The sequence below is a fragment of the Caloramator sp. Dgby_cultured_2 genome (assembly GCF_028872215.1).
Classification (GTDB): Bacteria; Bacillota; Clostridia; order Clostridiales; family Caloramatoraceae; genus Caloramator; species Caloramator australicus.
Map to the genome: position 1 here is coordinate 241,195 of NZ_CP118396.1, position 25,932 is coordinate 267,126.

At 31.7% G+C, this 25,932-nt stretch carries 43 protein-coding genes and 5 pseudogenes; 45 read left to right on the forward strand and 3 right to left on the reverse strand.

Translation table 11 applies throughout. From position 1 onward, the window contains the following. Positions 1-386 precede the first annotated feature (386 nt). From PWK10_RS01575 to PWK10_RS19285, 18 genes and pseudogenes are all read left to right on the forward strand, one after another. Positions 387-869, forward strand: coding sequence for a permease (locus PWK10_RS01575; RefSeq protein ID WP_342455599.1), 483 nt, complete (start codon positions 387-389; stop codon positions 867-869). Next, the gene (locus PWK10_RS01580) at positions 866-1,399 is read left to right on the forward strand and encodes a permease (protein ID WP_274767162.1); all 534 of its coding nucleotides are present in this window, start codon (positions 866-868) and stop codon (positions 1,397-1,399) included. The genes PWK10_RS01575 and PWK10_RS01580 overlap by 4 nt, the downstream gene beginning before the upstream one ends. Before the next feature lie 78 nt (positions 1,400-1,477). After that, complete coding sequence (locus PWK10_RS01585) at positions 1,478-1,753, forward strand: FAD-dependent oxidoreductase (protein ID WP_274767163.1); 276 nt, start codon at positions 1,478-1,480, stop codon at positions 1,751-1,753. 50 nt (positions 1,754-1,803) lie between these two features. Further along, on the forward strand, positions 1,804-2,859 hold the full coding sequence (locus PWK10_RS01590; RefSeq protein ID WP_274767164.1) for a dihydrolipoyl dehydrogenase family protein: 1,056 nt from the start codon (positions 1,804-1,806) through the stop codon (positions 2,857-2,859). Positions 2,860-2,871: 12 nt separating this feature from the next. Then, a complete protein-coding gene (locus tag PWK10_RS01595; RefSeq protein ID WP_274767165.1) occupies positions 2,872-3,255 on the forward strand; it encodes a hypothetical protein in 384 nt (127 codons plus the stop codon). Beyond that, positions 3,252-3,404, forward strand: a complete 153-nt coding sequence (locus PWK10_RS01600; RefSeq protein ID WP_274767166.1) for a 4Fe-4S dicluster domain-containing protein — start codon at positions 3,252-3,254, stop codon at positions 3,402-3,404. Before PWK10_RS01595 ends, PWK10_RS01600 begins: the two co-directional genes overlap by 4 nt. A 132-nt stretch (positions 3,405-3,536) precedes the next feature. After that, the gene (gcvH, locus tag PWK10_RS01605) at positions 3,537-4,388 is read left to right on the forward strand and encodes a glycine cleavage system protein GcvH (RefSeq protein ID WP_274767167.1); all 852 of its coding nucleotides are present in this window, start codon (positions 3,537-3,539) and stop codon (positions 4,386-4,388) included. After that, the gene (locus tag PWK10_RS01610) at positions 4,381-4,629 is read left to right on the forward strand and encodes a putative zinc-binding protein (RefSeq protein WP_274767168.1); all 249 of its coding nucleotides are present in this window, start codon (positions 4,381-4,383) and stop codon (positions 4,627-4,629) included. Before gcvH ends, PWK10_RS01610 begins: the two co-directional genes overlap by 8 nt. 145 nt (positions 4,630-4,774) lie before the next feature. Beyond that, positions 4,775-4,963 (forward strand): hypothetical protein, encoded by a 189-nt coding sequence (locus PWK10_RS18270; protein WP_342455600.1) that lies wholly within the window; start codon positions 4,775-4,777, stop codon positions 4,961-4,963. A gap of 29 nt (positions 4,964-4,992) precedes the next feature. Beyond that, entirely contained in the window at positions 4,993-5,253 is a 261-nt protein-coding gene (locus PWK10_RS18275; RefSeq protein ID WP_342455601.1) for a hypothetical protein, read from the forward strand. Between the two features lie 3 nt (positions 5,254-5,256). Next, a pseudogene (locus PWK10_RS19280) lies at positions 5,257-6,202 on the forward strand (lipoate--protein ligase). Between the two features lie 275 nt (positions 6,203-6,477). Next, the gene (locus tag PWK10_RS18290; protein ID WP_342455603.1) at positions 6,478-6,846 is read left to right on the forward strand and encodes an MFS transporter; all 369 of its coding nucleotides are present in this window, start codon (positions 6,478-6,480) and stop codon (positions 6,844-6,846) included. A 14-nt stretch (positions 6,847-6,860) separates the two neighbouring features. Beyond that, a complete protein-coding gene (locus tag PWK10_RS18295; protein ID WP_342455604.1) occupies positions 6,861-7,424 on the forward strand; it encodes an MFS transporter in 564 nt (187 codons plus the stop codon). Then, positions 7,415-7,576, forward strand: coding sequence for a hypothetical protein (locus tag PWK10_RS01630; RefSeq protein ID WP_274767169.1), 162 nt, complete (start codon positions 7,415-7,417; stop codon positions 7,574-7,576). The genes PWK10_RS18295 and PWK10_RS01630 overlap by 10 nt, the downstream gene beginning before the upstream one ends. A gap of 75 nt (positions 7,577-7,651) precedes the next feature. Beyond that, entirely contained in the window at positions 7,652-7,948 is a 297-nt protein-coding gene (locus PWK10_RS01635) for an ArsR/SmtB family transcription factor (RefSeq protein ID WP_008907531.1), read from the forward strand. Positions 7,949-7,959: 11 nt separating this feature from the next. Further along, a pseudogene (locus PWK10_RS01640) lies at positions 7,960-8,191 on the forward strand (thioredoxin family protein). A gap of 49 nt (positions 8,192-8,240) precedes the next feature. Continuing rightward, positions 8,241-9,244, forward strand: a pseudogene (locus PWK10_RS01645) (permease). A gap of 124 nt (positions 9,245-9,368) precedes the next feature. Further along, the gene (locus tag PWK10_RS19285; RefSeq protein ID WP_446715321.1) at positions 9,369-9,512 is read left to right on the forward strand and encodes a sulfurtransferase TusA family protein; all 144 of its coding nucleotides are present in this window, start codon (positions 9,369-9,371) and stop codon (positions 9,510-9,512) included. On the opposite strand, the gene PWK10_RS01650 is transcribed toward PWK10_RS19285, so the two are convergent. Next, entirely contained in the window at positions 9,509-9,838 is a 330-nt protein-coding gene (locus PWK10_RS01650) for a LysR substrate-binding domain-containing protein (protein ID WP_274768063.1), read from the reverse strand. The two genes, PWK10_RS19285 and PWK10_RS01650, sit on opposite strands and share 4 nt — an antisense overlap. A gap of 172 nt (positions 9,839-10,010) precedes the next feature. Then, a complete protein-coding gene (locus PWK10_RS19290; RefSeq protein WP_446715322.1) occupies positions 10,011-10,361 on the reverse strand; it encodes a LysR family transcriptional regulator in 351 nt (116 codons plus the stop codon). A gap of 257 nt (positions 10,362-10,618) precedes the next feature. Here PWK10_RS19290 and PWK10_RS01655 point away from each other — a divergent pair, with 257 nt between their 5' ends. The 13 genes and pseudogenes from PWK10_RS01655 (at position 10,619) to PWK10_RS01720 (ending at position 17,749) form a co-directional block, all read left to right on the forward strand. Then, entirely contained in the window at positions 10,619-10,774 is a 156-nt protein-coding gene (locus PWK10_RS01655; protein WP_274767170.1) for a hypothetical protein, read from the forward strand. After that, complete coding sequence (locus PWK10_RS01660) at positions 10,762-10,992, forward strand: YeeE/YedE thiosulfate transporter family protein (RefSeq protein WP_274767171.1); 231 nt, start codon at positions 10,762-10,764, stop codon at positions 10,990-10,992. The genes PWK10_RS01655 and PWK10_RS01660 overlap by 13 nt, the downstream gene beginning before the upstream one ends. 8 nt (positions 10,993-11,000) lie before the next feature. Continuing rightward, positions 11,001-11,534 (forward strand): sulfurtransferase TusA family protein, encoded by a 534-nt coding sequence (locus PWK10_RS18300; RefSeq protein ID WP_342455605.1) that lies wholly within the window; start codon positions 11,001-11,003, stop codon positions 11,532-11,534. Between the two features lie 34 nt (positions 11,535-11,568). Next, positions 11,569-11,922, forward strand: a complete 354-nt coding sequence (locus PWK10_RS01675) for a YeeE/YedE thiosulfate transporter family protein (protein WP_274767172.1) — start codon at positions 11,569-11,571, stop codon at positions 11,920-11,922. Between the two features lie 26 nt (positions 11,923-11,948). Further along, entirely contained in the window at positions 11,949-12,101 is a 153-nt protein-coding gene (locus PWK10_RS01680; protein WP_274767173.1) for a YeeE/YedE thiosulfate transporter family protein, read from the forward strand. A 55-nt stretch (positions 12,102-12,156) separates the two neighbouring features. After that, entirely contained in the window at positions 12,157-12,618 is a 462-nt protein-coding gene (locus tag PWK10_RS01685) for an NAD(P)/FAD-dependent oxidoreductase (protein WP_274767174.1), read from the forward strand. Positions 12,619-12,706: 88 nt separating this feature from the next. Next, entirely contained in the window at positions 12,707-13,180 is a 474-nt protein-coding gene (locus PWK10_RS01690) for an NAD(P)/FAD-dependent oxidoreductase (protein WP_274767175.1), read from the forward strand. Next, positions 13,177-13,341 carry a thioredoxin domain-containing protein gene (locus tag PWK10_RS01695; RefSeq protein WP_274767176.1) on the forward strand — a complete coding sequence of 55 codons (165 nt, stop codon included), beginning with the start codon at positions 13,177-13,179 and terminating at the stop codon, positions 13,339-13,341. Before PWK10_RS01690 ends, PWK10_RS01695 begins: the two co-directional genes overlap by 4 nt. A gap of 186 nt (positions 13,342-13,527) precedes the next feature. Beyond that, positions 13,528-13,917, forward strand: a complete 390-nt coding sequence (locus PWK10_RS01700) for a DUF302 domain-containing protein (protein ID WP_274767177.1) — start codon at positions 13,528-13,530, stop codon at positions 13,915-13,917. 101 nt (positions 13,918-14,018) lie between these two features. After that, positions 14,019-14,513, forward strand: coding sequence for a threonine/serine ThrE exporter family protein (locus tag PWK10_RS01705; protein WP_274767178.1), 495 nt, complete (start codon positions 14,019-14,021; stop codon positions 14,511-14,513). Between the two features lie 19 nt (positions 14,514-14,532). After that, the gene (locus PWK10_RS01710) at positions 14,533-14,724 is read left to right on the forward strand and encodes a threonine/serine exporter family protein (protein ID WP_274767179.1); all 192 of its coding nucleotides are present in this window, start codon (positions 14,533-14,535) and stop codon (positions 14,722-14,724) included. Between the two features lie 49 nt (positions 14,725-14,773). Beyond that, positions 14,774-15,274, forward strand: coding sequence for a threonine/serine exporter family protein (locus PWK10_RS01715; protein ID WP_274767180.1), 501 nt, complete (start codon positions 14,774-14,776; stop codon positions 15,272-15,274). Between the two features lie 116 nt (positions 15,275-15,390). Further along, a pseudogene (locus tag PWK10_RS01720) lies at positions 15,391-17,749 on the forward strand (glycoside hydrolase family 31 protein). 223 nt (positions 17,750-17,972) lie between these two features. Here PWK10_RS01720 and PWK10_RS01725 read toward each other — a convergent pair. Further along, positions 17,973-18,425: a class I SAM-dependent methyltransferase gene (locus PWK10_RS01725; RefSeq protein WP_274767181.1), complete on the reverse strand. Its 453-nt coding sequence runs from the start codon at positions 18,423-18,425 to the stop codon at positions 17,973-17,975. A gap of 281 nt (positions 18,426-18,706) precedes the next feature. On the opposite strand from PWK10_RS01725, the gene PWK10_RS01730 reads away from it, so the two are divergent. From PWK10_RS01730 to PWK10_RS01795, 14 genes and pseudogenes are all read left to right on the forward strand, one after another. After that, positions 18,707-18,889 (forward strand): hypothetical protein, encoded by a 183-nt coding sequence (locus tag PWK10_RS01730; protein WP_274767182.1) that lies wholly within the window; start codon positions 18,707-18,709, stop codon positions 18,887-18,889. A gap of 23 nt (positions 18,890-18,912) precedes the next feature. Further along, the gene (locus tag PWK10_RS01735; protein WP_274767183.1) at positions 18,913-19,383 is read left to right on the forward strand and encodes an ABC transporter substrate-binding protein; all 471 of its coding nucleotides are present in this window, start codon (positions 18,913-18,915) and stop codon (positions 19,381-19,383) included. Continuing rightward, the gene (locus tag PWK10_RS01740; protein WP_274767184.1) at positions 19,347-19,880 is read left to right on the forward strand and encodes a hypothetical protein; all 534 of its coding nucleotides are present in this window, start codon (positions 19,347-19,349) and stop codon (positions 19,878-19,880) included. The genes PWK10_RS01735 and PWK10_RS01740 overlap by 37 nt, the downstream gene beginning before the upstream one ends. 462 nt (positions 19,881-20,342) lie before the next feature. Further along, positions 20,343-20,699: a carbohydrate ABC transporter permease gene (locus PWK10_RS01745; protein ID WP_274767185.1), complete on the forward strand. Its 357-nt coding sequence runs from the start codon at positions 20,343-20,345 to the stop codon at positions 20,697-20,699. A gap of 20 nt (positions 20,700-20,719) precedes the next feature. Beyond that, complete coding sequence (locus PWK10_RS01750; protein ID WP_274767186.1) at positions 20,720-21,160, forward strand: carbohydrate ABC transporter permease; 441 nt, start codon at positions 20,720-20,722, stop codon at positions 21,158-21,160. Next, a complete protein-coding gene (locus PWK10_RS01755) occupies positions 21,144-21,494 on the forward strand; it encodes a hypothetical protein (RefSeq protein ID WP_274767187.1) in 351 nt (116 codons plus the stop codon). The genes PWK10_RS01750 and PWK10_RS01755 overlap by 17 nt, the downstream gene beginning before the upstream one ends. Further along, positions 21,494-21,982 (forward strand): carbohydrate ABC transporter permease, encoded by a 489-nt coding sequence (locus PWK10_RS01760; RefSeq protein WP_274767189.1) that lies wholly within the window; start codon positions 21,494-21,496, stop codon positions 21,980-21,982. The genes PWK10_RS01755 and PWK10_RS01760 overlap by 1 nt, the downstream gene beginning before the upstream one ends. A gap of 20 nt (positions 21,983-22,002) precedes the next feature. Next, positions 22,003-22,853: pseudogene (locus PWK10_RS01765) on the forward strand (glycoside hydrolase family 43 protein). Beyond that, positions 22,793-23,554 carry a beta-xylosidase family glycoside hydrolase gene (locus tag PWK10_RS01770; protein ID WP_274767190.1) on the forward strand — a complete coding sequence of 254 codons (762 nt, stop codon included), beginning with the start codon at positions 22,793-22,795 and terminating at the stop codon, positions 23,552-23,554. Before PWK10_RS01765 ends, PWK10_RS01770 begins: the two are co-directional and overlap by 61 nt. Positions 23,555-23,576: 22 nt before the next feature. Then, positions 23,577-23,684, forward strand: coding sequence for a LacI family DNA-binding transcriptional regulator (locus PWK10_RS01775; protein ID WP_274767191.1), 108 nt, complete (start codon positions 23,577-23,579; stop codon positions 23,682-23,684). Continuing rightward, on the forward strand, positions 23,684-24,319 hold the full coding sequence (locus PWK10_RS01780; RefSeq protein WP_274767192.1) for a LacI family DNA-binding transcriptional regulator: 636 nt from the start codon (positions 23,684-23,686) through the stop codon (positions 24,317-24,319). The genes PWK10_RS01775 and PWK10_RS01780 overlap by 1 nt, the downstream gene beginning before the upstream one ends. Positions 24,320-24,345: 26 nt before the next feature. Then, entirely contained in the window at positions 24,346-24,597 is a 252-nt protein-coding gene (locus PWK10_RS01785; protein WP_274767193.1) for a substrate-binding domain-containing protein, read from the forward strand. Positions 24,598-24,659: 62 nt separating this feature from the next. After that, a complete protein-coding gene (locus tag PWK10_RS01790; RefSeq protein WP_274768065.1) occupies positions 24,660-25,016 on the forward strand; it encodes a family 1 glycosylhydrolase in 357 nt (118 codons plus the stop codon). After that, on the forward strand, positions 24,991-25,911 hold the full coding sequence (locus PWK10_RS01795; RefSeq protein ID WP_274767194.1) for a family 1 glycosylhydrolase: 921 nt from the start codon (positions 24,991-24,993) through the stop codon (positions 25,909-25,911). The genes PWK10_RS01790 and PWK10_RS01795 overlap by 26 nt, the downstream gene beginning before the upstream one ends. Positions 25,912-25,932: the final 21 nt, after the last annotated feature.

Below are 25,932 nucleotides of genomic sequence, written 5' to 3' on the forward strand. Positions count from 1 at the left end.
CAGCAACAAATTTTATTCCTTCTATTTCAACAACTTCATCTAAATTGCGTTGTTCATCCAGAACAACATCAAAAACAGGACCAGCTCAACCAAAATCAACAACTTCAAATCTTATTGCAGATTTACCTTCCTTTGCAAGAATATCTTTTATTTGTTCCGCTATTTCCTTAGAAATTTTTATATCCACATTAGTCCCTCCCTTTTATTAGTATTGAAATTATGTATTATATTATTCATTATAATAGATTTTGTTAATAATTTAAAGATAATAAATAATAATTTAATTAAATATTAATTTATTAAAAAGTTAAATTGACAAGCATTTATAAAATAATTTAAACTATAATTAATTAATTAAAAAATTAAATAAGAGGTGATTAAGATATGTGGAATTTATCCCTTTATATTTTAACATTTCTTTTATTGATTTTATCTTATTTAAAGGACAAACAAAAACTAAAAAGGCAATTTTTAAAGCATGGAAATCATTTGAAAACATTCTTCCAGAATTTCTTGGTGTTCTAATGTTAGTTGGTATTTTACTAGCTGTATTAAATCCACAAATCATTTCAAAAATTATTGGAAAGGAATCAGGGATTTTAGGTGTTATTTTAGCAGCAATTGTTGGTTCAATTACATTGATACCTGGTTTTGTTGCATTTCCCACTGCAGCTATGTTATTAAAAAGTGGAGCGGGATATACTCAAATTGCAGCATTTGTTTCAACACTTATGATGGTTGGAGTTGTTACTATACCTGTTGAAATAAAATATTTTGGGAAGAAGATCACAATTCTAAGGAATCTATTAGCTTTTATATTTTCATTTATAGTTGCATTTATAATAGGAAAGGTAGTGAGTGGAATATGAAAAATATAATAAAAAGATATAAATTTTTTATAGTAACTGTAATAATAATGAGCATTATATTTTTAATAGATTTTAATGTTAGCAAAAAGGCCTTAAGTATAGTTGGATATAGTTTTAAGGAGATGCTTCTTGTTATACCACCGATATTTGTTCTATTAGGTCTTTTAGACATATGGGTTCCAAGGGAAACCATGATTAAATATATGGGAGAAGGTTCAGGAATTAAGGGAGTAGCACTTGCAATAATATTAGGTTCAGCTGCAGCAGGACCTCTATATGGAGCTTTCCCAATAGCGGCTGTTTTTATGAAGAAGGGAGTTAAGTTCAGCAATATATTGATTTTCATAGGTGCATGGTCAACCACAAAAATACCAATGTTTTTATTTGAACTTTCATCTTTAGGAACTAAATTTGCAATAACAAGGCTTTTGATAGATATACCAGGCATAATAATAATTGCATATATATTGTTAAGATTTGTTACGAAGGAAGAAATAAAAGAATTGTATAAAAATGCTGAAAATTTATAAATTGAATTTTAGAATTCATTGTTTTATAATATAATTAGTTAAGAAAATAATTAAATTATAAAGTGTAAGGGGGATAGTTTGAAAAAATTAGATTGTGATTATGTTGTTTTAGGTGGTGGACCTGCTGGTTATTATGCAGCAATAACTGGAGCAAAGTTAGGTGCAAAAGTGACATTGATAGAAAAGAGCAATTTAGGTGGAGTCTGCTTAAATAAGGGCTGCATTCCTACAAAGGCACTTTTAAGAACAAGTGGATTAGTAAGAAATTTTAAAAAGAGTCTAGAGTTTGGAATAGAAAGTCAAATTAAAAACACAAACTGGACAACTTCTGTAGAAAGAAAAACAGAGTTGTAAAAACTCTTAGAATTGGCCTTGAAAACCTAATATCCTCTAACAGAATTAATTTGGTAAATGGTATAGGAACAATTAAAAGTCCAAATCAACTACATGTCAAAGCAGAGGATGAAGAAAAAATAATCAATTTTAATAAGCTTGTCATAGCAACAGGAGCAGTTCCTATAATTCCTAAGATTGAAGGAATAGATTTAGAAGGGGTATTAACAAGTGATGATATATTAGACCTTAATGAGATCCCTGAAAGTTTAGTTATAATAGGTTCAGGCGTAATTGGACTTGAATTTGCGGAGATGTTTTCTCTACTTTGTAATGTAACAGTGCTTGAAATAAAAGATACATTAGATGTTGGAGATTTAGAAATTTCAAATGAACTTTTAAAGATTTTAAAAAGAAAAGGGATAAATTTTAAATTTGGAGTAAATGTTAAAAAAATAACTAAAGAAGGTAGCTTAAGAGTATATTTTGAGGAAAACTCTAAAGAAAGTTCTTTAACTGCAGATAAAGTATTGCTTGCAGTTGGAAGAAAACCCAATATTACAAGTGATTTTGTTGATGTAGGGTTAAATATTTTAAATAATGCTTTACAAGTTGATGAATTTTACAGAACAAATATAGAAAATATATACGCTGCTGGGGATGTTATAGGAGGAAGACAGCTTGCTCATCTTAGTTTTGCAGAAGGAAGAGCTGCGATTTTAAATGCTATGGGAAAAGAAAGCAAGATAAATTATGAAGCAGTTCCTATATGTATTTATACAAGCCCGGAGGTTGCTATGGTTGGATTAACTGAAAAAGAAGCTATTGAAAAAGGCTATGATGTAAAGATAGGTAAGTTTTATTTTAGAAACAATGGACGTGCACTTACATTGGGTGAAAGGGACGGACTTGTAAAGGTAGTTACGGATAAAAGGAACAATAAAATATTGGGATGCCAAATTTTAGGTGAGGGAGCTTCAGAGTTAATATCAGAGATTACTCTTGCAATAATATTAAAGGCGGATTTGAATACTTTAGCTTCAATTATTCATCCTCATCCTACATTATCAGAGGCTGTCTTTGAAGCTATAAATGATGCATTAGGTTTATCAGTTCATAAAATATAAGGGGGAATTATCATGGGTGAAAGAAATTTACCAGGCTTTATAATGTGTGTTTGCACAGGAAAGTGTCCAGGATTTTCAAAGATGGACATATGGGATTTTATAAATCAAGTCAGAGTTGAACTTCCAGTTGAATATGCCTTTATTCATCCTCAGCTTTGTGAAGAGGATGGAGACAGATTCCTTGCTGACTTTTTAAAAGTTCACAGAAAATTAATAATAGGTGCTTGTGCTCCAAATATGCAAAGAAAAATGTTCAAAGATGCCTTTAAGGAAGCTGGGCTTGATATTGAAAAGGATGCAGTTATGCTTGATATAAGGGATATGACAAATGAAAAAGCCTTGGAGATAGTAAAAAATGCATTAAAGGAGCTAGGATTAGAGGAGGAATTAATATGAGTGAAAACACCTTCATGGGAGTTCCAAGGGAAAAGATAGATTGGTTTCCTATAATTGATTATGATAAGTGTAATTATTGTCTTGAATGCGTTAAGTTCTGTCCACACGATGTGTATGAAGTTAGAGAAAATGAAGAAAAAAAGTTATAGTAAAAAATCCATATAATTGTGTTGTGTTTTGCAGGGCTTGTGGTAAAACTTGTGGAGTTGATGCGCTTTCATTCCCAGATAAGTCAGAAGTGACTAAAAAAATTAAACAACTAAGAATGGAGATGGAGCAAAATGGATAAGAATTATGTTGTTTTACCTTGTAATGGCCTTGATAAATGTGCAGGCTGCATAACCAGGGAAATTGCCTTAATTTTAAAAGAAAAAATTTTCTGTGAAATTATATGCCCTGTTTTTTATAGAGTTGCAGATGCTAGATATAACAAATTGGCAAATGAAAATCAATTGATAGTAATTGATGGATGTAATACAAGGTGTGCAACAAGGCTTGCTTCTGAAAAGAATCTTAAGGTTTATAAAAAGGTAAACGTAAGTGAAGTAGCACAGAAAAATAATATTACGCTTTCCAAGGAGCTTAAAGTAGGAGAAGATGAAAAGAGGGTTATTGAAATTATAATTAATGAATTGCTGCAGGAAAATCAGAATACATCGAAAGACTTAGAAATAAAATTTCCTGAAACTTTGGATTATGAGATATATAAAAAGGATAAATTTATTTTCAGATTGCCTAAAAATAGATTTTATTTTAATGAAAATGACTGCTGGGTATATGTTGATGGAAATTTAGCAAGAATTGGAGTTACAGATTATGTTCAGCAAAGTCTTTCAGATATAATGTTTTTTAATCCACCAACTGTAGGAAATGAAATTAGTCAATTTGATGAAGTGGGAACTATCGAATCTGGAAAAGCAGTTTTTGAGATTATATCACCAGTTAGTGGAAAAATAGTTAGGATAAACGAGAAACTTTTAGAAAGCCCCGAATATATAAATGAAAATCCTTATGAAAAGGGATGGATCGCTGATATAGAGATTAGTGATTTTGAATCAGATAAAATGCTTTTATTAACCTTTGATGAATACTTTGAAAAAATGAAAAGAAAGGTGGATGAGTTTCATGTCTAAGGTTGTTGTTATTCCATGTAGTGGGATGGGAAAAGTTTATGGCTTAATAGCACGAGAAGCTGCATTAAAGGTTGTAAGGGAACTTAAAAAGGATGAGGCTGAGACAAAATGTTTAGCTTATCTTGTTACAGGAGATGAAGAAATAAAAAATTATATGCAGGGTAAAAAGTGCATAACAATTGATGGCTGTCCTAAAATGTGTGCGGCAAAAATGCTAAGGAAGCTGGGGCAGAAGTTATAGAGGAATTGAAATCAATAGAGTTTGCTAAAGAAAAAGAGCTATGAAACCTGGAACGGCGACAAATTTAAACGAAGAAGGATGGGGAGTTGTGGACTTTATAGCTGATAAGATCGTTGAAATAATAGATAAAATGGAGGTGAAATAAATGAAGGAAACAAAGGTGGGTATAGTATCATGTAGTGGTGAAGAATGTCTTGGAGGAACAATATCAAGGCTTGCTACAAGAAAGGTTTTAGAAAAGCTTAGGATGGGTGAAACTGTTACAATATGTCTTCCTTTATTTATTGCAGGTGGTGAAGAAGAAAGACTTTTGCAAAAGTTTTCCCTACAATAGCTGTTGATGGTTGTTCTAAACTTTGTGCAATGAGGGCAACTGAAAAGTATAGTGGAAAAGTTAATGTAGTTATCAATGTTGCAGAAATACTTGGAGAAGATATAGCACTTTCAGAATTAGTTTCATTAAAGGAACTACCAGAAAATTATGAGGAAATGGTTGATAAAGTAGCTAATGAAATTTGTAGGAAAATAGATAAAATAATTAGTGATATTTTAACGAAGGAAGCTTTGGAACAACTAGAGTCAGAAGGAAAAAGTAGTGGAGGATGTTGCTGCGGAAGCTGCTAATGGATGGTGATAAATTTGTTTTATATTTATAACAAAAGTTTGAATCCTTATTTTAATTTAGCTCTTGAAGAATATTTCTTAACAAAATCAAAGGATGAATTTTTTATAATATGGAGGAACGATAATTGTATTGTTGTTGGTAAGAATCAAAATACATTATCTGAAATCAATATTGATTTTGTTAAGAAGAATGATATATCTGTAGTAAGAAGATTAACAGGTGGAGGAGCAGTTTTTCACGATAAAGGCAATATTAACTTTACCTTTATTAAAAATATTAATGATGTTAATATAAGTTTTCAGGAATTTTTAGAACCTATAGTTGAATTTTTAAAAAGTTTAGGGGTTGAGGCTAAAATTTCAGGTCGAAATGACATTGTTGTAGATGAGAAGAAAATTTCAGGTAATGCCCAAACCATTAAAAATGGAAGAATTCTTCACCATGGAACACTCCTTTTTCGGCAAATTTAAAAAATGTATCGCAAGCTTTAAAAGTCTCGAAAGAAAAATATGAATCAAAGGGAGTTAAATCAGTTGAAAGTAGGGTTACTAATATAAAAAGTTATTTAAAAAATGATATGACTGTTGATGAGTTTATGAATGAACTTTATAGATATATTAAGAATAATACAGATATAAAAGAGTATATATTAACACAAGAAGATATTAAAAATATCGATGAATTAGTTAGGAATAAATATTCAACTTATGAATGGAATTTCGGTAACTCTCCTAAATTTAATTATAAAAACTCTAAAAAGTTTAATTCGGGCATTGTTGAAGTTTATTTAAAAATAGAAAAAGGGAAAATTGATGAAGTTAAAATTTATGGAGATTTTTTAATGTTGATGATATTTTAGATATTGAAAATGCCCTAAGGGGATGCAGATATGACCTTGGTGACATAAAAAAGCGCTTAAAGAATTTGATTTTAATAAATATTTCATAGGAATTAGCCTTGATGAGTTTTGTCAAATTTTTGAGACAATAGATTAATTTTATATTAAACCTAATTGCCCTAAAGTATTAAAAATGAAACTTTAGGGCCTTTTATATTATAAAGTTATTATATTATAAAGTAATTGACAGTTATACCACGATAGGGTATAATCATTAGTGTATTATTATATAAGTAAATTATTAAATAGTAAAAGAGGTGGGAAGTATGGAAAAGGATTTTAAAAAAGTTTAATTTTAATTTTAGGTTTTGCAGGTTTTATTGTAATGGCTGATAATTGGGTTGTTTCACCGATATTACCTGCAATAGCAAAGGACATTAATGTTGATATTGCAAGAGCAGGACTTTTAATTTCATCTTATATGATTCCATTTGGATTATTTCAAATTTTATTTGGACCATTAGCTGATCGATATGGTAAAAAGAATATAATAACATTTTCAATTGTAATGTTTACAATAGCTACAGGACTTTGTGCTTTAGGGTCATCCTTAACAAATCTTGCTATATTTAGAGCTTTAACTGGAGTTTTTGCAGCCTCTGTTATGCCTATATCCTTAGCATTAATAGGAGATGTGTTTCCAATAGAAGAAAGACAAAGTGCCATAGGTTCATTTATGGGAATATCTTTTTAGGTCAAGGTATGAGTATGGCAATTGGTGGTGCCATTGCATACTTTATTAGTTGGAGACAGGTATTTGTTGTTTATGCTATTTTATCAGTAATTCCAGCTTTGTTAATTCTTAAAAATTATAAAAATATGCCATCTATAAAAAATCCAGACAGTCAATTTTTAAAACCTTATTTTATGTTATTATCAAATTTTAAAAGCTTAATAACTTATTTTGTTGTTCTCCTTGAAGGCATGTTTATAGTTGGTGGATTTTCATATATTGGTTCTTTTATTGCAAAAGAATATAATTATAATAACCTACTAATAGGATTGATTATGACTGCCTTTGGAGTAATGTCTTTAATTGGAGGAAGAATAAGTGGTAATGTAGCTAAAAAAATTGGGATTAGAAAGATATTAGTAATTGGTTTGCTATCAGCAGCATTAGGAGAACTTTTAATTTATAACTTGGGTTATAATTTAATTATATTAATAGTTTCAATTGGACTTATGGGACTAGGTTTTATATTTACACATTCAACTCTTTTAACAAGAGCAACTGAGTTTGCTAAAAAGAAAGAGGAGCTGCAATGTCCTTAGTTGCTTTCTGCTTTATGGGCGGAGGTGGCGTTGGAACAGCAATTGGTAGTAGGATTGTTCAAAGCATGGGACTAAATAGTATATTCTTGTTCTATGGGGTTATGCTTATAATAACAACTATAATCGCTTACTTTACTATTAAGGAGATATAGGTTTTGCTTGAAAAATATAATTAAGAATTTTATAATTAAATTAATTGATTAATTTGTATATAAAGGAGGCTTAGAATGACAAAGGATGAACTTGTTGTAAAGATTTTTAAAGCTTTAGGCCATCCAATTAGATACAAGATAATAAATTATCTCCTTGATGGTCCTAAATGTGTTTGCGTATTAAACCAAGATATAGAATTTAGCCAATCAAATCTTTCGCAGCATCTTAGGATATTAAAGGATGCAGGAATTGTAAAGAGTGAAAAGGTTGGATTAAATATACATTATAGTCTTGCGGACGAAGAAATAAAGGACTTAATATCTATTGCTCGTCAAATCATTGATAATAAATTTCAAAAACTTAAGGATTAGGAGGGCTAACTATGATAATCAAAATCTTAGGTTCAGGTTGTGCAAGCTGTAAAAAACTTGAGGAAAACACAAAAAGCAGTTGAAGAGCTTGGAATTCAAGCAGAAATCCAAAAGGTTGAAGATTTTAAGGAAATCATGAAGTATGGTGTTATGAGAACACCTGCACTTGTTGTTGATGAAAAGGTAAAATCCTTTGGTAAGGTTTTAAGTGCAGAAGAAGTTAAAAATATATTAAAAGGATAAGCATGCGATAATGCATGCTTAACTTGTGTCAAATTAAGGAGGAAAGTATATGGGAATATTTAATTTTATAAACGATCAGTTGTTAAAAATGGTATGGCTTTCAAATTTGGTAAGATATTTTGTTGAAAAAGTTCTAGGATTATCTGTGAAGGAAAGAATTGGAGGAAGCATCCACTTCTTTATTTATGACACTATAAAGATTTTTATACTGCTTTCAATCTTAATTTTTATAGTTTCATATATTCAAAGCTATTTTCCTCCCGAGCGAACAAAGAAAATTTTAGGACACATAAAGGGGATAAAGGGAAATATTTTTGGGGCTTTGCTTGGAACGATAACACCTTTTTGCAGCTGTTCTAGCATACCTTTATTTATAGGGTTTACTTCAGCAGGACTACCAATAGGCGTAACTTTTTCCTTTTTAATATCATCACCATTAGTTGATTTAGCTTCCTTTCTTCTTTTAATGTCCTTTTTGGTCCTAAAATAGCAATTGCTTATGTTATAGTTGGTTTAGTTCTTGCAGTAATAGGTGGAACTTTGATAGATAAAATGAATCTTGAGAAATATGTTGAAGGTTATGTTAGGGAAATCGAAAATGTTGACATTGAAGTTCCAGAGATGACAAGGAAAGAAAGAATAGATTATGCAAAGAATCAGGTAAAAGAAATAATAGGTAGAGTTTGGCTTTATATTTTAATTGGTGTTGGAATTGGTGCTACAATTCATAATTGGATTCCACAAAACGTAATTGAAAAGATAATAGGTTCAGATAATCCCTTTGCTGTAATTTTAGCAACTATAGTTGGCGTTCCAATGTATGCTGATATTTTTGGAACACTACCAATTGCAGAAGCATTATTCATGAAGGGGGTAGGAGTTGGAACAATCCTTTCCTTCATGATGGCGGTAACAGCGCTCTCCTTACCTTCTATGATTATGTTAAGCAAGGTAGTAAAACCAAAACTACTTGGGATTTTTATAACAATAGTAACATTAGGGATAATTATAATTGGATATTTATTTAACGCAATTTCATATTTGTTTGTATAAAAGGTGGGCATTTTGCCTGCCTGAAATTTTATAATATAAAGGAGGAACGATATGCAAAAATTATTGATTGCTTAGGCCTTATGTGTCCAGTTCCAGTTGTAAAGGCAAAAATTGAATATAAAAAATAAGTAAAAATGATACATTGACAATAATATCAGATCATAGCTGCACATTAAGAAATTTGATTGATGCATTTAGAAAGGAAAAATGCAATATTGAATGTGAAGAAGAAAATGGCATATGGAAAATATATATTAAAAAACTTTAACAAAAGGTTTCTTTGCCTGTTCTTTTAATGAAATCTATAAATTCTCTAACATGTTCCTTTGAAAGTGACTCTTTAGTATATATCATGCTGATACAACAGTTTGAACTCGTGTTTAAAGGAATATAATCAAACAATTTTAGGTATACTTCCTTTTTAACCGAAGTCAGAGGAACTATCGATATACCATGGCCAGCGGACACAGACTGCTTTATAGCTTCAATCGTATCTAATTCAATTTCAATATTCAATTCATTAAATCTAATATCCGATTTTTCAATTAGTCTTTCAATAAAATTTCTAATTCCATGTTCGCTATTTATTAAAATTAAAGGATATTTTTTATTATATCTATGGTAAAACTATCATGAGGTATTTTGAATTTTTTATTATTGAATATAATGACGAAATCATTTGAACAAATATTAAATTGTTCTAATTCTTCATCATTGATGATATCATCAATAAATCCTATGTCACAAATTTTATTCTTTACATGTTCTATAACCTGCTTTGTTTTCTCTGTCTTAATAGAAAATCTAACATTCTTATGGGATTTTTATATACATGTATAGTGCATGGGAGAAGGTATTCGCTAACGGAACTACATGATGATATTTTTATTTCCTTCAGCGAATCATTTTTTATTTTATCGATATCTGAAAGCATGTTGTTGTAAAGTTCAATAATAGTTTCTGCATATGAAAAAATAATTTCTCCTTCTTGAGTTAGTTCAACTCCTTTATTGCTTCTTTTTAGGAGTTCGCAATTTAATTCTTTTTCAATATTTTGTAATTGCTGGCTTAAAGCAGATTGAGTTATATGTAGTTTTTGATGCTTTTGAAATACTATTTTGTTTTACTGTTTCAACAAATGATATTAAATATAATATGTTCATATGATCCCCCCAGAATCCCTTATCAGATATATTATATACCATTGTAGGCTTTACATGAAATATTCTTTTTATTTTTACTGCATTATATAAATTGTTCATTATATTAGAAATATTAATGCTATATTAGTAAGTTAGATAACCAACAAATAAAGAATTATAGTATAATTATATTAGATAGTTAAACAATTAACAAACATGAGGAGGTGAAAAAATGACTGAATTAAAAACTTCTGTAAGCACGAGAACAAAGGCAAAGAAAAAGAAAGTTAATCAAATCCCACTTGGAGTTGCACTTTTTATTGCAATCGTAGGAGCAGGATTTTTATTTCAAATCAATCTCCTAAATCTGCAGTCATGTGGATTTTAGGTGTAGCTGCAGGATTTACACTTCAAAGATCAAGATTTTGTTTTACTGCTTCAATGAGAGATCCAGTTTTAACTGGTGGAACTTCTCTTACCAAAGCCGTTATCATTGCAATTGCAACAGCTACAGTTGGATTTGCTGCAATTCAATATGGTGCAGTATTAAAAGGAGCTGAAAAGATACCAGGAAATATCTCTCAGTTGGTCTTCATACAGCTATAGGAGCAATATTGTTTGGCATAGGAATGGTTATTGCAGGTGGATGTGCTTCAGGGACACTCATGAGAGTTGGAGAAGGCTTTGTAATGCAAATGCTTTCACTGATTTTCTTCATAATTGGATCACTTTGGGGAGCTCATGATTTTGGATGGTGGAATAATGTATTGATTTCAAAAACAAAGCCTGTATTTTTACCACAAGTTTTTGGATGGCCTTTAGCACTTTTAATTCAATTTGGTTTGCTTCTTGTAATTTATATATTAGCTGACTGGTATGGTGAAAAAAGAGCAACGAATAAAATAGCAAGGGGGACATTTATGGCAGAATATAGGCTTGATTGTCTTGGCGAAGCTTGTCCAATTCCACTTATAAAGACCCAAAAGAAGATGGCTACGTTAAATGTTGGAGATGTTCTCATAGTTGAGGTTGACCACAGCTGTGCTATGAAGAATGTTCCTGAATGGGCAAGAAAAGAAGGCTATAACGTTGAAATTGAAGAAATTGACGGCGGTCAATGGGATATTATAATCGAAAAAACAAAGTAATTTTATCTTAAACCTTTTTAAGGGGGTGAGTAGTTTGAAGCTTCAAGAAAATAAGTATTATAAAACATTTTTAAAGGAACCTTGGCCATATGCAGTTGGTGCTGTAATTCTTGCTATATTAAATATTGCAATGTTTGCATCAACGGGTAAGCCTTGGGGAGTTACAACTCCATTTTCATATTGGGGCGCATGGATATACAAATCTTTAGGTGGAAACATAGATAATTGGTTCTACTTCCAACAAGCAACTCATGCTGAAGCAATTAAGGCAGGTTTCTGGAAGGATTTACATTCAATATCAAACTTAGGAATTATATTTGGTGCACTTTTATCGACGCTTTTAGCATCACAATTTAGAATAAAAAGATTAAATCCTTTAGGCAAGTAATAGCAGCTGTTCTAGGCGGACTTTTAATGGGATATGGTGCAAGGATATCTTTTGGATGCAATATAGGAGCTCTATTTAGTGGAATTGCATCAATGTCACTTCACGGTTGGGTATTTATGCTGTTCTTGTTCTTCGGCGCATGGATAGGAAGTAAATTGTTAGTTAAATATTTTATGTAAAATATAGGGCATGCAGCACTTCTGCATGCCTAAATTTTAACAAGGAGGAATTTTTATGGAAAAGAAACATGAATATTTTGATGTTGCGATAATCGGTGGTGGTGCAGCAGGACTTACGGCTGCTATTTATTGTGGAAGGGCAAGACTAAAAACGATTTTATTTGAAAAATCTCTATTAGGTGGGCTTGCAACTTATACAAGTGAAATAGAAAATTATCCTGGATTCCCAGAAGGAATTACTGGACCAGATTTAATGAAACTATTTGAAAAACAAGCAAAAAAGTTCGGAATAACAGTAAAGCTTACAGATGTTAGATCTGTAGATTTAAGAGGAGAAGATAAAATTATAGAAACCTTTAGAACTATTTATCATGCAAAGGCAGTAATAATTGCAAGTGGTGGTAAACCAAGATTAACAAGAGCAAAAATGAAGAAAACTTCCTGTATGATAAAGGTATTTCCTTCTGTGCAACCTGTGATGCAGCATATTATACTGATAAAGCTGTTATGGTTATAGGAAGTGGTGATGCAGCAATAGAAGAAGGTATATTTCTAACTAAATTTGCCAAAAAGTTATTGTTTCAGTAATACATGATGTTGGAATAATGGATGCAAATAAGATAGCTCAAGAACAGGCTTTAAAGAATTCAAAAATGGAATTTATATGGAATACAGTAGTCGAGTCCTTTGAGGGAGATGAAAGATTAGAAAAAGTTGTATTGAAGAATTTAAAAACAGGGGAATTGATTGAAGTTCCTGTTGATGGATGTTTCTTATTTATAGGTTATGAACCTAATACAGAAATATTTAAAGGACAAGTTGAGATGAATAAATATGGCTATATCATAACAAATGAAAAAATGGAAACAAATTTAGAAGGTGTATTTGCTGCAGGTGATGTAAGAGATAAAATAATAAAACAAGTTGCAACTGCTGTTGGTGATGGATGTATTGCAGGTATTATGGCAGAAAAATATATAGCAGAATGTGAAGTTTTCGAAAAGGAAATAATGCAAAAGGAAAAAATAGGACTTATTTATATTTGGTCACCTATTGAAGAAAAAGTAGAGAGTTTATGAAACAGATTGAAGAGATCGAAAGGGAGAAAAATGACTTGGTAAAGCTAATTAAAATAGATCTTTATAAGAATTCAGGATTAGCATCAAGATTAGGTGTAAATGAAGCACCTTATTTGGTAATTACTAAAAATGGAGAGATTGTAAAAAAGGTTGCATGTTAGATAAAGAATATATATTAAATTTCATAAATGAATTAATTTAGAAAGGAAATTTAATAAAAAGGCTGTCCAGTTTTGGACAGCCTTAAAATTTTATTATACACTTAAGCTGTTAATTATTGTATAATTATACTATAGATAAACAAAATATTAGATAGCATCCTAAAATTAATGTTAAGGAGTGATGCTATGGATAAATTTATTTATGAAATTGAAGTTAATAAAAGGTATGAAGATGTTTTAGACGAAATTGCTGAAAAGCTCGAAAAAGCAAAGTTTGGTGTAATTTTGAGATTAAATTTTCAAGATAAGTTAAAGGAAAAGGGAGTTGCATACGATGGTAATTTTACTATTTTAGAGGTATGCAATCCCTACAAGGCTAAGGAAGCCCTTGAAAAGGACGTAAAGGTTGGATATTTTTTACCTTGTAAAATAGCAGTATACGAGGAAGGTGATAAGGTAAAAGTGGGATTTATGGATCCTGAATACATTTTAAAAGATTTTGAAAATGAAGGATTAAATGAAATAGCAAAGTATGTTAAGGAAACTATAATTTCAATTATTAATAACTTAAAATAGCCGCTTCTGCGGCTTTTGTTTTGATAAAATTTTGTTAATTTAGTGTTTACTTTGTTATAATAATAAAAAAATTATGATACAATTAAAAGGTGGTGATAAAGATGGAATTAAAACAGGTTATGGAAATAACAACAAAGATAGGTGAAATGTTATTAAGTTCCGGTGCGGAAATTTATAGAGTAGAAGACACGATGAAAAGAATAGCAAAATGTTATGAGGTTGAACTTGACAGTTTTGTTATGCCAACTGGATTTTCGGCAACAGGTAAAACACATGATGGAAGGATTATTACATGTGTTAAAAGAATTAAGGATAGAACCGTTGACCTTCACAGAATAGATCTTTTAAATGATCTTTCAAGACGAATTGAAAACGAAAATCTAAATTATGATGAGATAATAGGTGAGGTTGAAAAGATAAGAAAATTACCTTATTTTAAGTATCCTTTAAGGGTTTTTAGTGCAGGAATTGTGGCCTTTTCATTTACGCAGCTTTTTAATGGTAAATTATTGGATGCACTTATAGCCTTTATAATAACCTGTATAGTTTATGTAGTAAAAGAAAAGATCTCAAGATTGGGATTTTTCAGTTTTTGAATATTTTTTATCGGGTTTCTTGGCAGCTATATTAACATTGATATTTAAAAATTTAATAAATGCTGTAAATTTAGATAAAGTAATTATTGGTTCTATAATGATTTTAGTTCCAGGGATTGCTATGACAAATGCAATAAAGGATGCTTTATATGGAGACCTTATATCGAGCTTTGCAAGGTTTGGAGAAGCCCTTTTATTGCTGCATCAGTAGGAGCTGGAGTAGGATTTGCACTAACATTAGGATTAGGATGGGTGATGCTATGAAGGAATTTTTACTAGCCTTTATCGGAAGTTTTACAGGTGCTATATTATTTAACATAGAAAGATATAATCTATTTTGGGCTGGTCTTTGTGGTGGGTTTGCATGGATAATATATAAAGCTATATTTGAATATTCCTCAAGGGGAATATATGCTACATTTTTGGCTGCCATCTTTGTAGGACTTTATAGTGAAATAATGGCAAGAAGGCTTAAAACCCCAGCCTATGTTTTTTCAATTCCAGGGATGTATCCTTTAGTTCCAGGAATCATGGCCTTTGATACTATAACTTTGCTTGTATTTGGAAAACTGGAGAAAGGGATAAACAAAGGGATAGAAACAGCAGCAACGGCAGGAGCCATTGCCTTTGGAATACTTCTTGCGTCAAATATTTATCAAATATTGGATAAATTAATCTGTGAAAATTTTAAAAGTGAAACAAAAAGTAAAAACCTCGCCGTTTGGCGAGGTAATATTAGGGGTTTTATGAATCTATATTAAAGAGGGGGTATCTTATGTATGATGCTTGTTTCATCCTACATTTCCATAATAACAGGATAATATTAAAAAGTATTTAGAGATTGTGAATAAAATGTTAATTTAGGAGGGTTGGGACAATGTTTGGTAAAATTATGTTTTATTTTGTAAAGGATAATAAATTGGAAATACAATTTGAAAATGGTAAAGGTTTTATTGAAGTAATAAAGGATGATATTATAAATGTCTTTTCTCCCCTTAAATATGAAGATCATTTTTCAAGGGCTATAGAGGGCCTAAAGATAGTAAAGACTGATTTTCATGTAAATTATAATAATGATTGCCTAATGCTAAAAACAGACAAGCTAATTGTTAAAATCCATGATGATTTTAAGGTAGATTTCTTTGATAAGGATGGGAAAATTCTTTGCGAAGACTATAGGGAAGACAGAAAGCCATTCATAAGAAGGGGAAATGGCAAAATTGCTGAGGGTGAGGGTATTAAAATAGAAGAAAACTTTAGAAAATATAAAATAGAAATTGTAAAGAAAATGCAAGGCGATGAATACTTTTATGGCTTGGGTGAAAAAACAGGACACTTAAATAAAAGGGGTTATTATTATGAGATGTGGAATACTGATGATCCAAGGCCACATGTTGAAAGCTATGTAAGTTTATATAAATCCATCCCATTTTTTATAACCTTAAGGGAGAATGCATCCTTTGGAATATTTTTGATAATACCTTTAAAACTTATTTTGACATGGGCAAGGAAAACGGAAACTATTATTATTTTGCAGCAGATGATGGGAATTTAGACTATTACTTTATTTATGGACCTAAGGTAACTGATGTAGTAGAAGGATATACATATCTTACAGGAAAAACTCCCCTTCCACAGCTTTGGACATTAGGATATCAACAGTCAAGATGGAGTTATTCTCCTAAGGAAAGGGTATTAGAAATTGCCAAAACCTTTAGGGAAAAGGACATCCCATGCGATGTTATTCATCTTGATATTGATTACATGGATGGTTATAGGGTATTTACTTGGGATAAAGTAGCATTTAATAATCATAAAGAAATGATTAAAGAATTAAAGGATATGGGATTTAAAGTAGTTACAATTATAGATCCAGGGGTAAAAAAGGACAAGGGTTATTTTGTGTATGAAGAGGGACTAAAAAATGGTTATTTTGCAACGGATAAGGATGGTATTCCCTATGTAAATGAGGTTTGGCCAGGAGAAGCCCTGTATCCTGATTTTTCAGATGAAGCTGTAAGAAGATGGTGGGCGGAAAAACAAAAGATAATGCTTCAGGATGGAGTTGCTGGTATTTGGAATGATATGAATGAGCCTGCTTCATTTAAGGGACCATTACCTGATGATGTTCAATTTAAAAACGATGGAAGGCCAACAAATCACCTTGAAATCCATAATGTTTATGGTCACCTTATGTCAAAGGCTACATATGAAGGTATAAAGGACTATACAAATAAAAGACCTTTTGTTATAACAAGGGCATGCTACGCAGGAACACAAAAGTATTCAACGGTTTGGACTGGAGATAATCATAGTTTTTGGGAACATCTTAGGATGGCAGTTCCTATGCTTTTAAATTTAGGTTTATCAGGGATTGCCTTTTGTGGAACTGATGTTGGAGGTTTCCAATATGATGCAACAGGTGAACTTTTATCAAGATGGGTGCAGCTTGGATGTTTTACCCCTCTTTTTAGAAATCATTCCTGCATTCATACAAGGGATCAAGAGCCATGGGCCTTTGATGAGAAGACAGAGGAGATTAATAGAAAGTATATTAAGTTAAGGTATAAGCTTTTACCATATGTTTATGATTTAATGTATCAATGTGAATTAACTGGTCTACCGCTAATGAGGCCTTTGTTCTTACACTATCAAGATGACAAAAACACATATGAATTAAATGATGAATTCTTGTTTGGCGAGAATATTTTAGTTGCTCCGATCCTTGAACAGGGTAAAAATATAAGGGCGGTTTATCTGCCAGAAGGCACTTGGATAGATTACTGGACTAAGGAAGAATATGAGGGTGGAAAATACATATTAAAGGAAGCACCATTAGATATTTGTCCAATTTTTATTAAAAGGGAAGCATAATTCCTAATTTTGAAGAACAAAATTATGTTGGGCAAAAGAAAATGAATAAATTGATTTTAGATATTTATCCAGGAGATGGGGCATATTACCACTATAAAGATGACGGTGAGAGCTTTGAATATAAGGAAGGAAAATATAATTTATATAAAATCTCAATGAGATTAAAGGATACTTTGGAAATAAATATCGAAAAAGAACATGAAGGATATGATGATTATGAAGAGCTTGAGCTTATAGTTAACAATTATAACGGAAATGTAGTTGTTAATTCTAAGCAATATAAATTAAACCAAGGGGTAATAAAACTTCAAAAAGAAATACTTACAAAAAGTAATTTAGCCGGCAAATGCCGGCTTTTTTAAAAGTAAATCTATGTTAAAGGGGGAATCAAGACAATTTAATAGTAACAAAACTATATTAAAAAGCTATTGAAAAATTGTTAAGAAAATGTTAATTTGCATAATTCGACAATTTATTTAATAAATTTTAGACCATAATGATGCTTAGAAACTTCAACATATTCTAGTAGTTTAAAACCATTTGACTGAAATAATTCTATAACTTCTTCTTGAGATATCCTATGATCTATAGGTGGTCCATAATTGGTTTCGACTTTTTCCACTCTATGATAAAAATCTGTCCATCATTGTTTAATGTTCTTTTTATTTCCTTAATATATTTGTTTTTATCTTCTATTTCGTGTAATACGTTTGATAGCATTGCATAATCTATTGATTCGGATTCTATAGGAAATTTATATTCCTCGCAAAGTTTAAATTCTATATTATTTAAACCTTCAGCCCTTTCTTTAGCATGTTCTAGCATTTCAGGCAAAATATCGATTCCAATTGCTCTTCCGTTTGATAATATTTTTGCCGCAGGAATTGTAAAATACCCTATTCCACATCCTATATCTAAAAATGTTCCTGTTCCCTTTGACTTAAGGCCAAATTTTTCAAGGGTTTTATATGGTGGCATATATTTTCTTCTTGTGGGATTATCAAGTTTTTTTAAGTTTTTAGGGTCAAATTTATGCATGGTATCGCCTCCTTTTAAACAATTATAACGGAAAAAGTTAAAAAAGTATACCTTTATTAGGTATAAAATTACAATATTCCCTATAAAACGACAAAAATTAGAAACCGATTTCCTAAATAAATCGAAATCAATGCAACTATCTTATTAGCTTGGAAACAATGTTTCCTAATAATAAAGTTAAAAAAGTTATTGAAATATTTAGAAAAGTATGATAAGATTATTTTGGAAAAGAAACCGGTTTCTTTTTCTGTGTTTATAAAAAATAAGGGGAGAGGGTGTTAATGAAAAAACTAATTTCAATGCTTCTTGTTCTTTTGCTTACAGTTAGTGTGTTTAGTGGTTGTGGTAAGACAGAAGAACAAGCAAATTCTAATCAAACTGGTGAAAAAGTTTTAAAGATATGGTCCTTTACTGATGAAATCAAGACAATGGCAGTAGCTTATAGGGGAAACATCCAGATGTAAAAATCGAATACACCATGATACCAATGACTAATGGGGAATATCAAACTAAGTTAAAATCAGCACTTCAATCGGGTGAAGCACCTGACATTATAGCCCTTGAGGCGTCCTTTGTTAGAGAGTTTATTGAAAGCGACTATTTGGAAGATCTTTCAGATTTACTTCCATTAGCCCAAGAGCTAAGAACATATCAATTTACAATCGACATGGCAACTTATGATGGACAAGTTAAAGCCTATTCATACCAAGCAACTCCAGGTGCAATGTTCTACAGAAGAAGCCTCGCAAAGAAATATTTTGGAACTGATGATCCAGAAAAGATTCAAGAGTTAGTATCTGATATGAAAAAATTTGAAGAGGCAGCTAAAATAGTTAAGGAAAAGTCCAAAGGAAATACTTATATGGTTGCGTCAGTTGGGGATTTTACAAATTTATTTTTGCTAATAGAGAAAAGCCCTGGGTGGTTGATGGGAAATTATATATTGATCCAAAGGTAGACGAATTGTTTGAGATAGCAAAATCCTTTAGACAAAGCGGTTATGAAGCCCAAGCAAATCAATGGCAAGAGGGTTGGTTTGCTGGAATGAACGATTCATTAGTAGATGCAAAGGGTAATCCTAAACAGGTATTTTCATATTTCCTTCCAACTTGGGGACTTCCTTATGTTTTGATGCCAAACTCCTCACCAAAGGAAGTCAAAGTTGAAGGATCTGATAAGACTAAGAAGGTAGGAAAGGACACTTCAGGTGACTGGGCGTGCATTAGAGGGCCAATGCCATATCAATGGGGTGGAACTTGGATTGCGGTTGTAAAAGGAACAAAGAATTTAGAACTTGCTAAGGATTTTGTAAAGTTTGCTACATTAGATGAGGAAAACTTAAAGAATTGGGCTCTTGGCGTATATACAAATGAATATCTTAAAAAGATTGATCCAACTATAGGAGATAAACTATCTCAAGGCCCTGGAGACTTTGTATCAAGTCAAAGGTCGTAGAAGAGATAGTTGATAAGTTTGACGATGCTTCAACATCAAAATTCCTCGCAGGACAAAACTCCTATAGAAGTTTTGCAGAAGCAGCTCCATACATTAGTTTAAAACTTTTACAAGGAACAGATGATGCAATTCAACGTGCATTAAATGACCCTCTTAACAATTATGTGTCTGGTAAAGCGACAAAGGAACAGGCGATAAAACAATTTAAAGAGGCTGTTAAAAATACATTGCCTGATTTAATAGTTGAATAAGAATTTTTGATGAGAACTGCCTTGCGCAGTTCTCATCAAACTAAAAAAGGGGGTAGGACTTGGAACAGGTTTTAAAAAGAGGAAACATTCAAAAATTAATAAAAACTATTATGGATATATATTTACAGCGCCTTTTATTATAGGATTTTTACTTTTTAGTCTTTATCCATTGGTATATACTTTTTATTTAAGCTTAACTGATATGACTCTTATGAGTAAAAGTTATAAATTTATTGGATTAGGAAACTTTAAGAAGTTATTTGAAGATAGGTTTTTCATTCAATCATTTTTAAATACATGGAAAATTTGGCTTATAAATTTTATTCCGCAAATTGGAATTGCTATGCTTCTTGCAGTTTGGTTTACAAGCACAAGGCTTAAGATAAGATTTGTAGGATTTTGGAGAACAATTTTTTATCTTCCCAATATATTAATGCCAGCCACTATTGCGGTTTTGTTTTTTAATTTGTTTTCATATTATGGCCCAGTTAATCAAATTGGAGTAAGAATAGGGCTTTTTAAAGATGCAATAGATTTTTTAGAAGCAGCACCTGGACAGTTGGCATAGTTGCCTTTATTCAGTGGTGGATGTGGTTTGGAACTACATTGATTATTATAATGGCGGGAATGACTTCTATTTCACCTTCATTTTATGAATCTGCGATGGTGGATGGTGCAAATTCATGGCAAATGTTTACCAAAATAACACTCCCTCTGTTAAGACCAGTCTTGGTTTATATACTTGTAACTTCGTTGGTTGGTGGAATGCAGATGTTTGATATTCCTTATATGTTAACAGATGGTAGAGGTTCTCCAAATGGTTCTATAATGACGATGAATATATTAATGTATATGAAATTTTCAAGCAATAAAGGGCACATTGGTGCTGCTGCAAGTGTTGGGGTTATGATATTTTTGGTAACATGTATTTCAGCACTAATTATTATTAAGCTCTTAAAAGAAAAAGAGAGTAAAAGGGAAATAAAAAGTATAAATAGAGGTGTAAAAGGTTATGAATTACACGGTTAAAACAAAAATAATGAGGGCTTTTATATATTTTATTTTACTTGTGTTGTTTTTGATGTGCGTGGTTCCTTTATGGATATTACTCGTTAATGCAACTAGATCAACTCCTGAAATACAGCAGGGGGTTAGTTTGTTACCGAGTAAAAACCTGCTTGTTAATTGGAGAAACTTAACCAATAGAGGATTTAACATATGGAGGGGATTTTTCAACAGTGCCTTGATTTCAGTTTCAGTTACTGTTCTAACAGTTTATTTTTCAATGATGTTTGCATATGCAATTCATGTTTATGATTTTGCTTCAAAAAATTTTTATATTCTTTTATTATTCTTTTGGTAATGGTTCCAACTCAAGTTGCTATAATTGGTTTTTATAAATATATGTCTATCTTAAACCTATTAAACAGTTACATTCCTTTGATTGTTCCAGCGATTGCTGCACCGAGTTCGATATTTTTTGCAATTCAATATTTAGAATCAACAATAGTTAAAGAACTTATTGAAGCTGCAAGAATAGATGGATGTAGCGAGCTTACTATATTTCATAAGATAATGCTTCCAATTGCAAAACCTGGGGCAGTTACTATGGGAATTTTTGCCTTTGTAGGTTCATGGAATAATTTCTTTACACCCTTTGTATTAATATCAAAGATGGAAAAGTATACGCTCCCAATGCTTGTGCAAACATTAAGAGGAGACGTTTACAGAACAGAGTATGGAAGCATATATTTAGGACTTGCAGTATCGATTATCCCAATACTAATTGTATACATTTTATTCTCAAGATATATTGTTAATGGAATTGCAATGGGATCGGTTAAAGAATGACGTAAAGGTAGGTGTTTTGAATGATAAAAAATCCTGTTTTAACTGGATTTCATCCTGATCCAAGTATAATCTGTGTTGATGGAACCTTTTATATTGCAAATTCTACTTTTGAATATTTTCCTGGAGTTGTAATATCAAAATCAAAGGATCTTGCCAACTGGGAAAGGGTTAAATCTCCCCTTGATGATTTAAATAAATTAAATATGATAGGAAACCCTAAATCAGGAGGTATTTGGGCTCCATGCCTATCTTATGATGGAAAGTATTTTTATTTAGTATTTACGGATGTTAAAAATTGGGCCTTTGGACCTTTTAAGGATGTTCCAAATTATATTATAAAGGCTCCGACAATCGAAGGGCCATGGAGTGATCCGATTTTTATAAACTGCTCTGGCTTTGACCCATCTTTATTTCATGATGATGATGGAAGAAAATATTTAGTCAATATGGAATGGGATTATAGAAAAGAAGGTAAAGAACAATTTTCAGGTATATTATTAACCGAACTTGACCCTGAAACGCTAAAGCCAATATCGGAACCTGTTAAAATTTTTAAAGGAACGGAACTTGGTCTTGTTGAGGGGCCACATATTTACAAAAGAAATGGCTATTATTATTTAATTACAGCAGAAGGTGGAACTGTATATGACCATGCTGTAACGGTCGCACGTTCAAAAATATCTATGGACCATATGAATTGCATCCTAATGACCATTTAGTAACTTCAAGATTTAATAAGGATTTATACATTCAAAAGGCAGGACATGGAAGTTTATGTGAAGGGCCGGATGGCAGATGGTGGATTGCTTTTTGTGCGGTAGGCCAATTAGCGATAAGAGAAGGTGCCCTCTTGGCAGGGAAACATCAATAGCAGAGGTAGTGTGGATCGATGATTGGCCATATTTAAAGGATAAAGGTTTAGAACCTCCATTAGAATTTGAAGGCTATGGTGATAAGCTTGAAAACAAATTATATGAATATAGATTTGATGATGAAAAATTTAAATATGATTTCATGTCTTTAAGAAGGCCTGCTGAATATGAAATTTTGGAAAATGGAGCTTTAAGGCTTTATGGTAGACAATCCTTGATGTCGAATCATCATCAAAATATTTTAGTTAGAAGACAAACGGATTTTAAATTTGAAGCAGAAACCTGTTTGGAATTTAATTTTAATCATTTTCAAAAGATGGCAGGACTTTTATATAGATATGACGAATTAAATCAATATTTTCTAAGAATATCCTATGATGAAAATAAAGGGGAAAAATGCCTTGGAATCTTGGTTATAAACAATGGTGAATTTACAATGCCAATAGAAGAGATACCAGTCGGTGATGGGAAGATTTATCTTAAGCTAAAGGTTGAATTTGAAAAGGGTAAGTTCTTTTACTCAAAGGACGGATTAAATTGGAATGAAATTCCTTATGACATTGATGTGACTATATTGTCAGACGAATATGCAAATCCGCTTGGATTTACTGGTGCATTTGTTGGTATGTGTTGCATTGATATGCAGGATTACAGTGCCTACGCAGATTATTATTATTTTAAATATGAATCATTAGAATAATTTAGAAATAGAGGGAGTGCCTATGGTAACAATTTATGATGTTGCAAAGGAAGCAGGATGTTCACCAGCGGCGGTTTCAAAAGCTTTTAATAACTATAAATCAGTAAGCGAAAAGACATACAAAAAATAATGGAGGTTGCAGATAGATTAGGATATACGCCAAACAATAGCGCAAGGGCTCTTGCAACTAAAAAGACATGGCTCATTGGTGTTGTCTTATCTCAGGAACTTCACGCAGGAATTACGCACCCACATTTTAGTGAAATACTTCAAAGCTTTAACTTAAGAGTTAGCGAATATGGCTATGACATTGTATTTATAAGTAAAAGATTTGGGGATAAAGCCTCCTCATACCTTGAACATTGCCTTTATAGGGGTGTAGATGGAGTCTTGATTGCAGTTGGTGCAAAATTTAGAGAGGAAATTCAATGTCTGTTAGATAGTGATTTAAAATGCGTTTCAGTGGAAGGCTTATACCCTAATGTATATACAGTTATTTCGGATAACAGGATGGGAAGCCTTCAGGCCTTAGAGTATCTTTACTTTTTAGGGCATAGAAAAATCGGTCATATTGCCTGCCCCCTCGATAGTGTTGCAGGAAGGGAAAGATTTGAAGCCTATAAAGAATTTTTACAGATTAAGGGCTTGGAGTATAATCCTAAATATGTAGTTGAAGCTCAGGATTATACTCATGAGGCTGGGAAGGTAGCTGCCCTCGAATTTCTACAAAAACAATTGATGATCTTCCAACTGCTGTTTTTGTAGCATATGACGATATTGCCTATGTTACTATGACAACTTTTCAGGAAAAGGGAGTAAGAATTCCAGAGGATATTTCGATAATAGGATTTGATAATATTAAACTTTCATCCTTTATGACTCCGCCCCTTACTACAATAGAACAAAATAGAATGCTTATTGGTCAAAAAGCTGCAGATGTTTTAGTGAGCCTAATTGAAGATAAACCTATCGATGAGTCCTATGAAATTAGAATACCTACAAGACTAATAATGAGAAATAGCTGCATGCGGATCAGCGATTAATGGAGGGATAATATGGCTTTTTCTAAGGATTTTTATTTGGAGTTGCAACTTCATCCTATCAAATAGAAGGAGCCTTTGATGAGGATGGTAGGACTTCTTCTATTTGGGATACATTTTCTAAGACAAAGGGAAAGGTTTTAAATATGGATAATGGTGATGTAGCCTGCGATCATTACCATAGATATAAAGAGGATGTTGAGCTCATAAAAGAGCTTGGCGTTGATGCCTATAGATTTTCAATAGCTTGGCCAAGAATTTTTCCTAAAGAAGGAGAATACAATCCACAGGGAATGGAATTTTATAAAAATCTACTTAAGGAGCTTAAAGGAAAGGGAATTAAGGCTGTTGCGACATTATACCACTGGGATTTGCCTCAATGGATTCAGGATAAAGGTGGATGGGAAAAAGAGAAAATATAGAGTATTTCGTAGAATATGCAAAAAGTGTTTTGAAGAATTAGATGAATATATAGATATGTGGATAACCCATAATGAGCCTTGGTGCGTTTCATTTTTATCCAACGCATTAGGAGAACATGCACCAGGAAAAAGAGATCTTCAAGTCGCCTTAAAGGTTGCCCACCATATTTTATTGTCCCACGGAATGGTAGTAAATTTATATAGAAGGCTTGGTTTGAGAAAGCCAATTGGAATTACTTTAAATTTAAGTCCAAGTTATCCAGCAAGCAGAGAGTTTAAGGATAAAATTGCAGCAAACAATTGTGATGGATTCTTTAACAGGTGGTTCTTAGAACCTCTTTTTAAAGGAAGCTATCCAATAGATATGGTTAATTTATATTCTAATAGAGTATCTGATTTTAGCTTTATTAAGGAAGAAGATTTTAATATCATAGGGGAAAGGTGTGACTTTTTAGGTATAAATTATTACAACAGATCCCTTGTTGAATTTGATCCTATGTCAATCCTTTTATATAGGGGAGCATATTCTGAATATAAAAAGACAAGCATGGGGTGGGATGTGTCACCAGATGAATTTATAGATTTAATCAAAATGGTCAGAGAAAAATATACTGATTTACCAATATATATAACTGAAAATGGTTCAGCATGGGACGATAATTTAGTGGATGGGCAAATAAATGATGCTGACAGAATAGAATATTTAATTGAACATTTAAAGGCTGTTGAAAAGATGAATGAAATGGGACTGAATATAAAAGGATATTTTTACTGGTCATTGCTTGATAATTTTGAATGGGGTTATGGTTACTCAAAAAGATTTGGACTTGTTTATGTAGATTTTAAAAATCAAATGAGGATCAAAAAGAAAGCTTTTATAAATACAAAGAAATAATCAATAGAAGAACAATATGAT

Excerpts from the sequence above, each read along its gene's own strand:
- PWK10_RS01580 (WP_274767162.1), top strand. The coding sequence starts at position 866 with ATGAAAAATATAATAAAAAGATATAAATTTTTTATAGTAACTGTAATA.
- PWK10_RS01595 (WP_274767165.1), top strand. The coding sequence starts at position 2,872 with ATGGGTGAAAGAAATTTACCAGGCTTTATAATGTGTGTTTGCACAGGA.
- PWK10_RS01600 (WP_274767166.1), top strand. The coding sequence starts at position 3,252 with ATGAGTGAAAACACCTTCATGGGAGTTCCAAGGGAAAAGATAGATTGG.
- gcvH (WP_274767167.1), top strand. The coding sequence starts at position 3,537 with ATGGATAAGAATTATGTTGTTTTACCTTGTAATGGCCTTGATAAATGT.
- PWK10_RS01610 (WP_274767168.1), top strand. The coding sequence starts at position 4,381 with ATGTCTAAGGTTGTTGTTATTCCATGTAGTGGGATGGGAAAAGTTTAT.
- PWK10_RS18270 (WP_342455600.1), top strand. The coding sequence starts at position 4,775 with ATGAAGGAAACAAAGGTGGGTATAGTATCATGTAGTGGTGAAGAATGT.
- PWK10_RS18275 (WP_342455601.1), top strand. The coding sequence starts at position 4,993 with ATGAGGGCAACTGAAAAGTATAGTGGAAAAGTTAATGTAGTTATCAAT.
- PWK10_RS18290 (WP_342455603.1), top strand. The coding sequence starts at position 6,478 with ATGGCTGATAATTGGGTTGTTTCACCGATATTACCTGCAATAGCAAAG.
- PWK10_RS18295 (WP_342455604.1), top strand. The coding sequence starts at position 6,861 with ATGGCAATTGGTGGTGCCATTGCATACTTTATTAGTTGGAGACAGGTA.
- PWK10_RS01630 (WP_274767169.1), top strand. The coding sequence starts at position 7,415 with ATGTCCTTAGTTGCTTTCTGCTTTATGGGCGGAGGTGGCGTTGGAACA.
- PWK10_RS01635 (WP_008907531.1), top strand. The coding sequence starts at position 7,652 with ATGACAAAGGATGAACTTGTTGTAAAGATTTTTAAAGCTTTAGGCCAT.
- PWK10_RS01655 (WP_274767170.1), top strand. The coding sequence starts at position 10,619 with ATGACTGAATTAAAAACTTCTGTAAGCACGAGAACAAAGGCAAAGAAA.
- PWK10_RS01660 (WP_274767171.1), top strand. The coding sequence starts at position 10,762 with ATGTGGATTTTAGGTGTAGCTGCAGGATTTACACTTCAAAGATCAAGA.
- PWK10_RS01680 (WP_274767173.1), top strand. The coding sequence starts at position 11,949 with ATGGGATATGGTGCAAGGATATCTTTTGGATGCAATATAGGAGCTCTA.
- PWK10_RS01685 (WP_274767174.1), top strand. The coding sequence starts at position 12,157 with ATGGAAAAGAAACATGAATATTTTGATGTTGCGATAATCGGTGGTGGT.
- PWK10_RS01690 (WP_274767175.1), top strand. The coding sequence starts at position 12,707 with ATGGATGCAAATAAGATAGCTCAAGAACAGGCTTTAAAGAATTCAAAA.
- PWK10_RS01695 (WP_274767176.1), top strand. The coding sequence starts at position 13,177 with ATGAAACAGATTGAAGAGATCGAAAGGGAGAAAAATGACTTGGTAAAG.
- PWK10_RS01700 (WP_274767177.1), top strand. The coding sequence starts at position 13,528 with ATGGATAAATTTATTTATGAAATTGAAGTTAATAAAAGGTATGAAGAT.
- PWK10_RS01705 (WP_274767178.1), top strand. The coding sequence starts at position 14,019 with ATGGAATTAAAACAGGTTATGGAAATAACAACAAAGATAGGTGAAATG.
- PWK10_RS01715 (WP_274767180.1), top strand. The coding sequence starts at position 14,774 with ATGAAGGAATTTTTACTAGCCTTTATCGGAAGTTTTACAGGTGCTATA.
- PWK10_RS01725 (WP_274767181.1), bottom strand. The coding sequence starts at position 18,425 with ATGCATAAATTTGACCCTAAAAACTTAAAAAAACTTGATAATCCCACA.
- PWK10_RS01730 (WP_274767182.1), top strand. The coding sequence starts at position 18,707 with ATGAAAAAACTAATTTCAATGCTTCTTGTTCTTTTGCTTACAGTTAGT.
- PWK10_RS01735 (WP_274767183.1), top strand. The coding sequence starts at position 18,913 with ATGACTAATGGGGAATATCAAACTAAGTTAAAATCAGCACTTCAATCG.
- PWK10_RS01745 (WP_274767185.1), top strand. The coding sequence starts at position 20,343 with ATGAGTAAAAGTTATAAATTTATTGGATTAGGAAACTTTAAGAAGTTA.
- PWK10_RS01750 (WP_274767186.1), top strand. The coding sequence starts at position 20,720 with ATGTGGTTTGGAACTACATTGATTATTATAATGGCGGGAATGACTTCT.
- PWK10_RS01755 (WP_274767187.1), top strand. The coding sequence starts at position 21,144 with ATGAATTACACGGTTAAAACAAAAATAATGAGGGCTTTTATATATTTT.
- PWK10_RS01760 (WP_274767189.1), top strand. The coding sequence starts at position 21,494 with ATGGTTCCAACTCAAGTTGCTATAATTGGTTTTTATAAATATATGTCT.
- PWK10_RS01775 (WP_274767191.1), top strand. The coding sequence starts at position 23,577 with ATGGTAACAATTTATGATGTTGCAAAGGAAGCAGGATGTTCACCAGCG.
- PWK10_RS01780 (WP_274767192.1), top strand. The coding sequence starts at position 23,684 with ATGGAGGTTGCAGATAGATTAGGATATACGCCAAACAATAGCGCAAGG.
- PWK10_RS01785 (WP_274767193.1), top strand. The coding sequence starts at position 24,346 with ATGACAACTTTTCAGGAAAAGGGAGTAAGAATTCCAGAGGATATTTCG.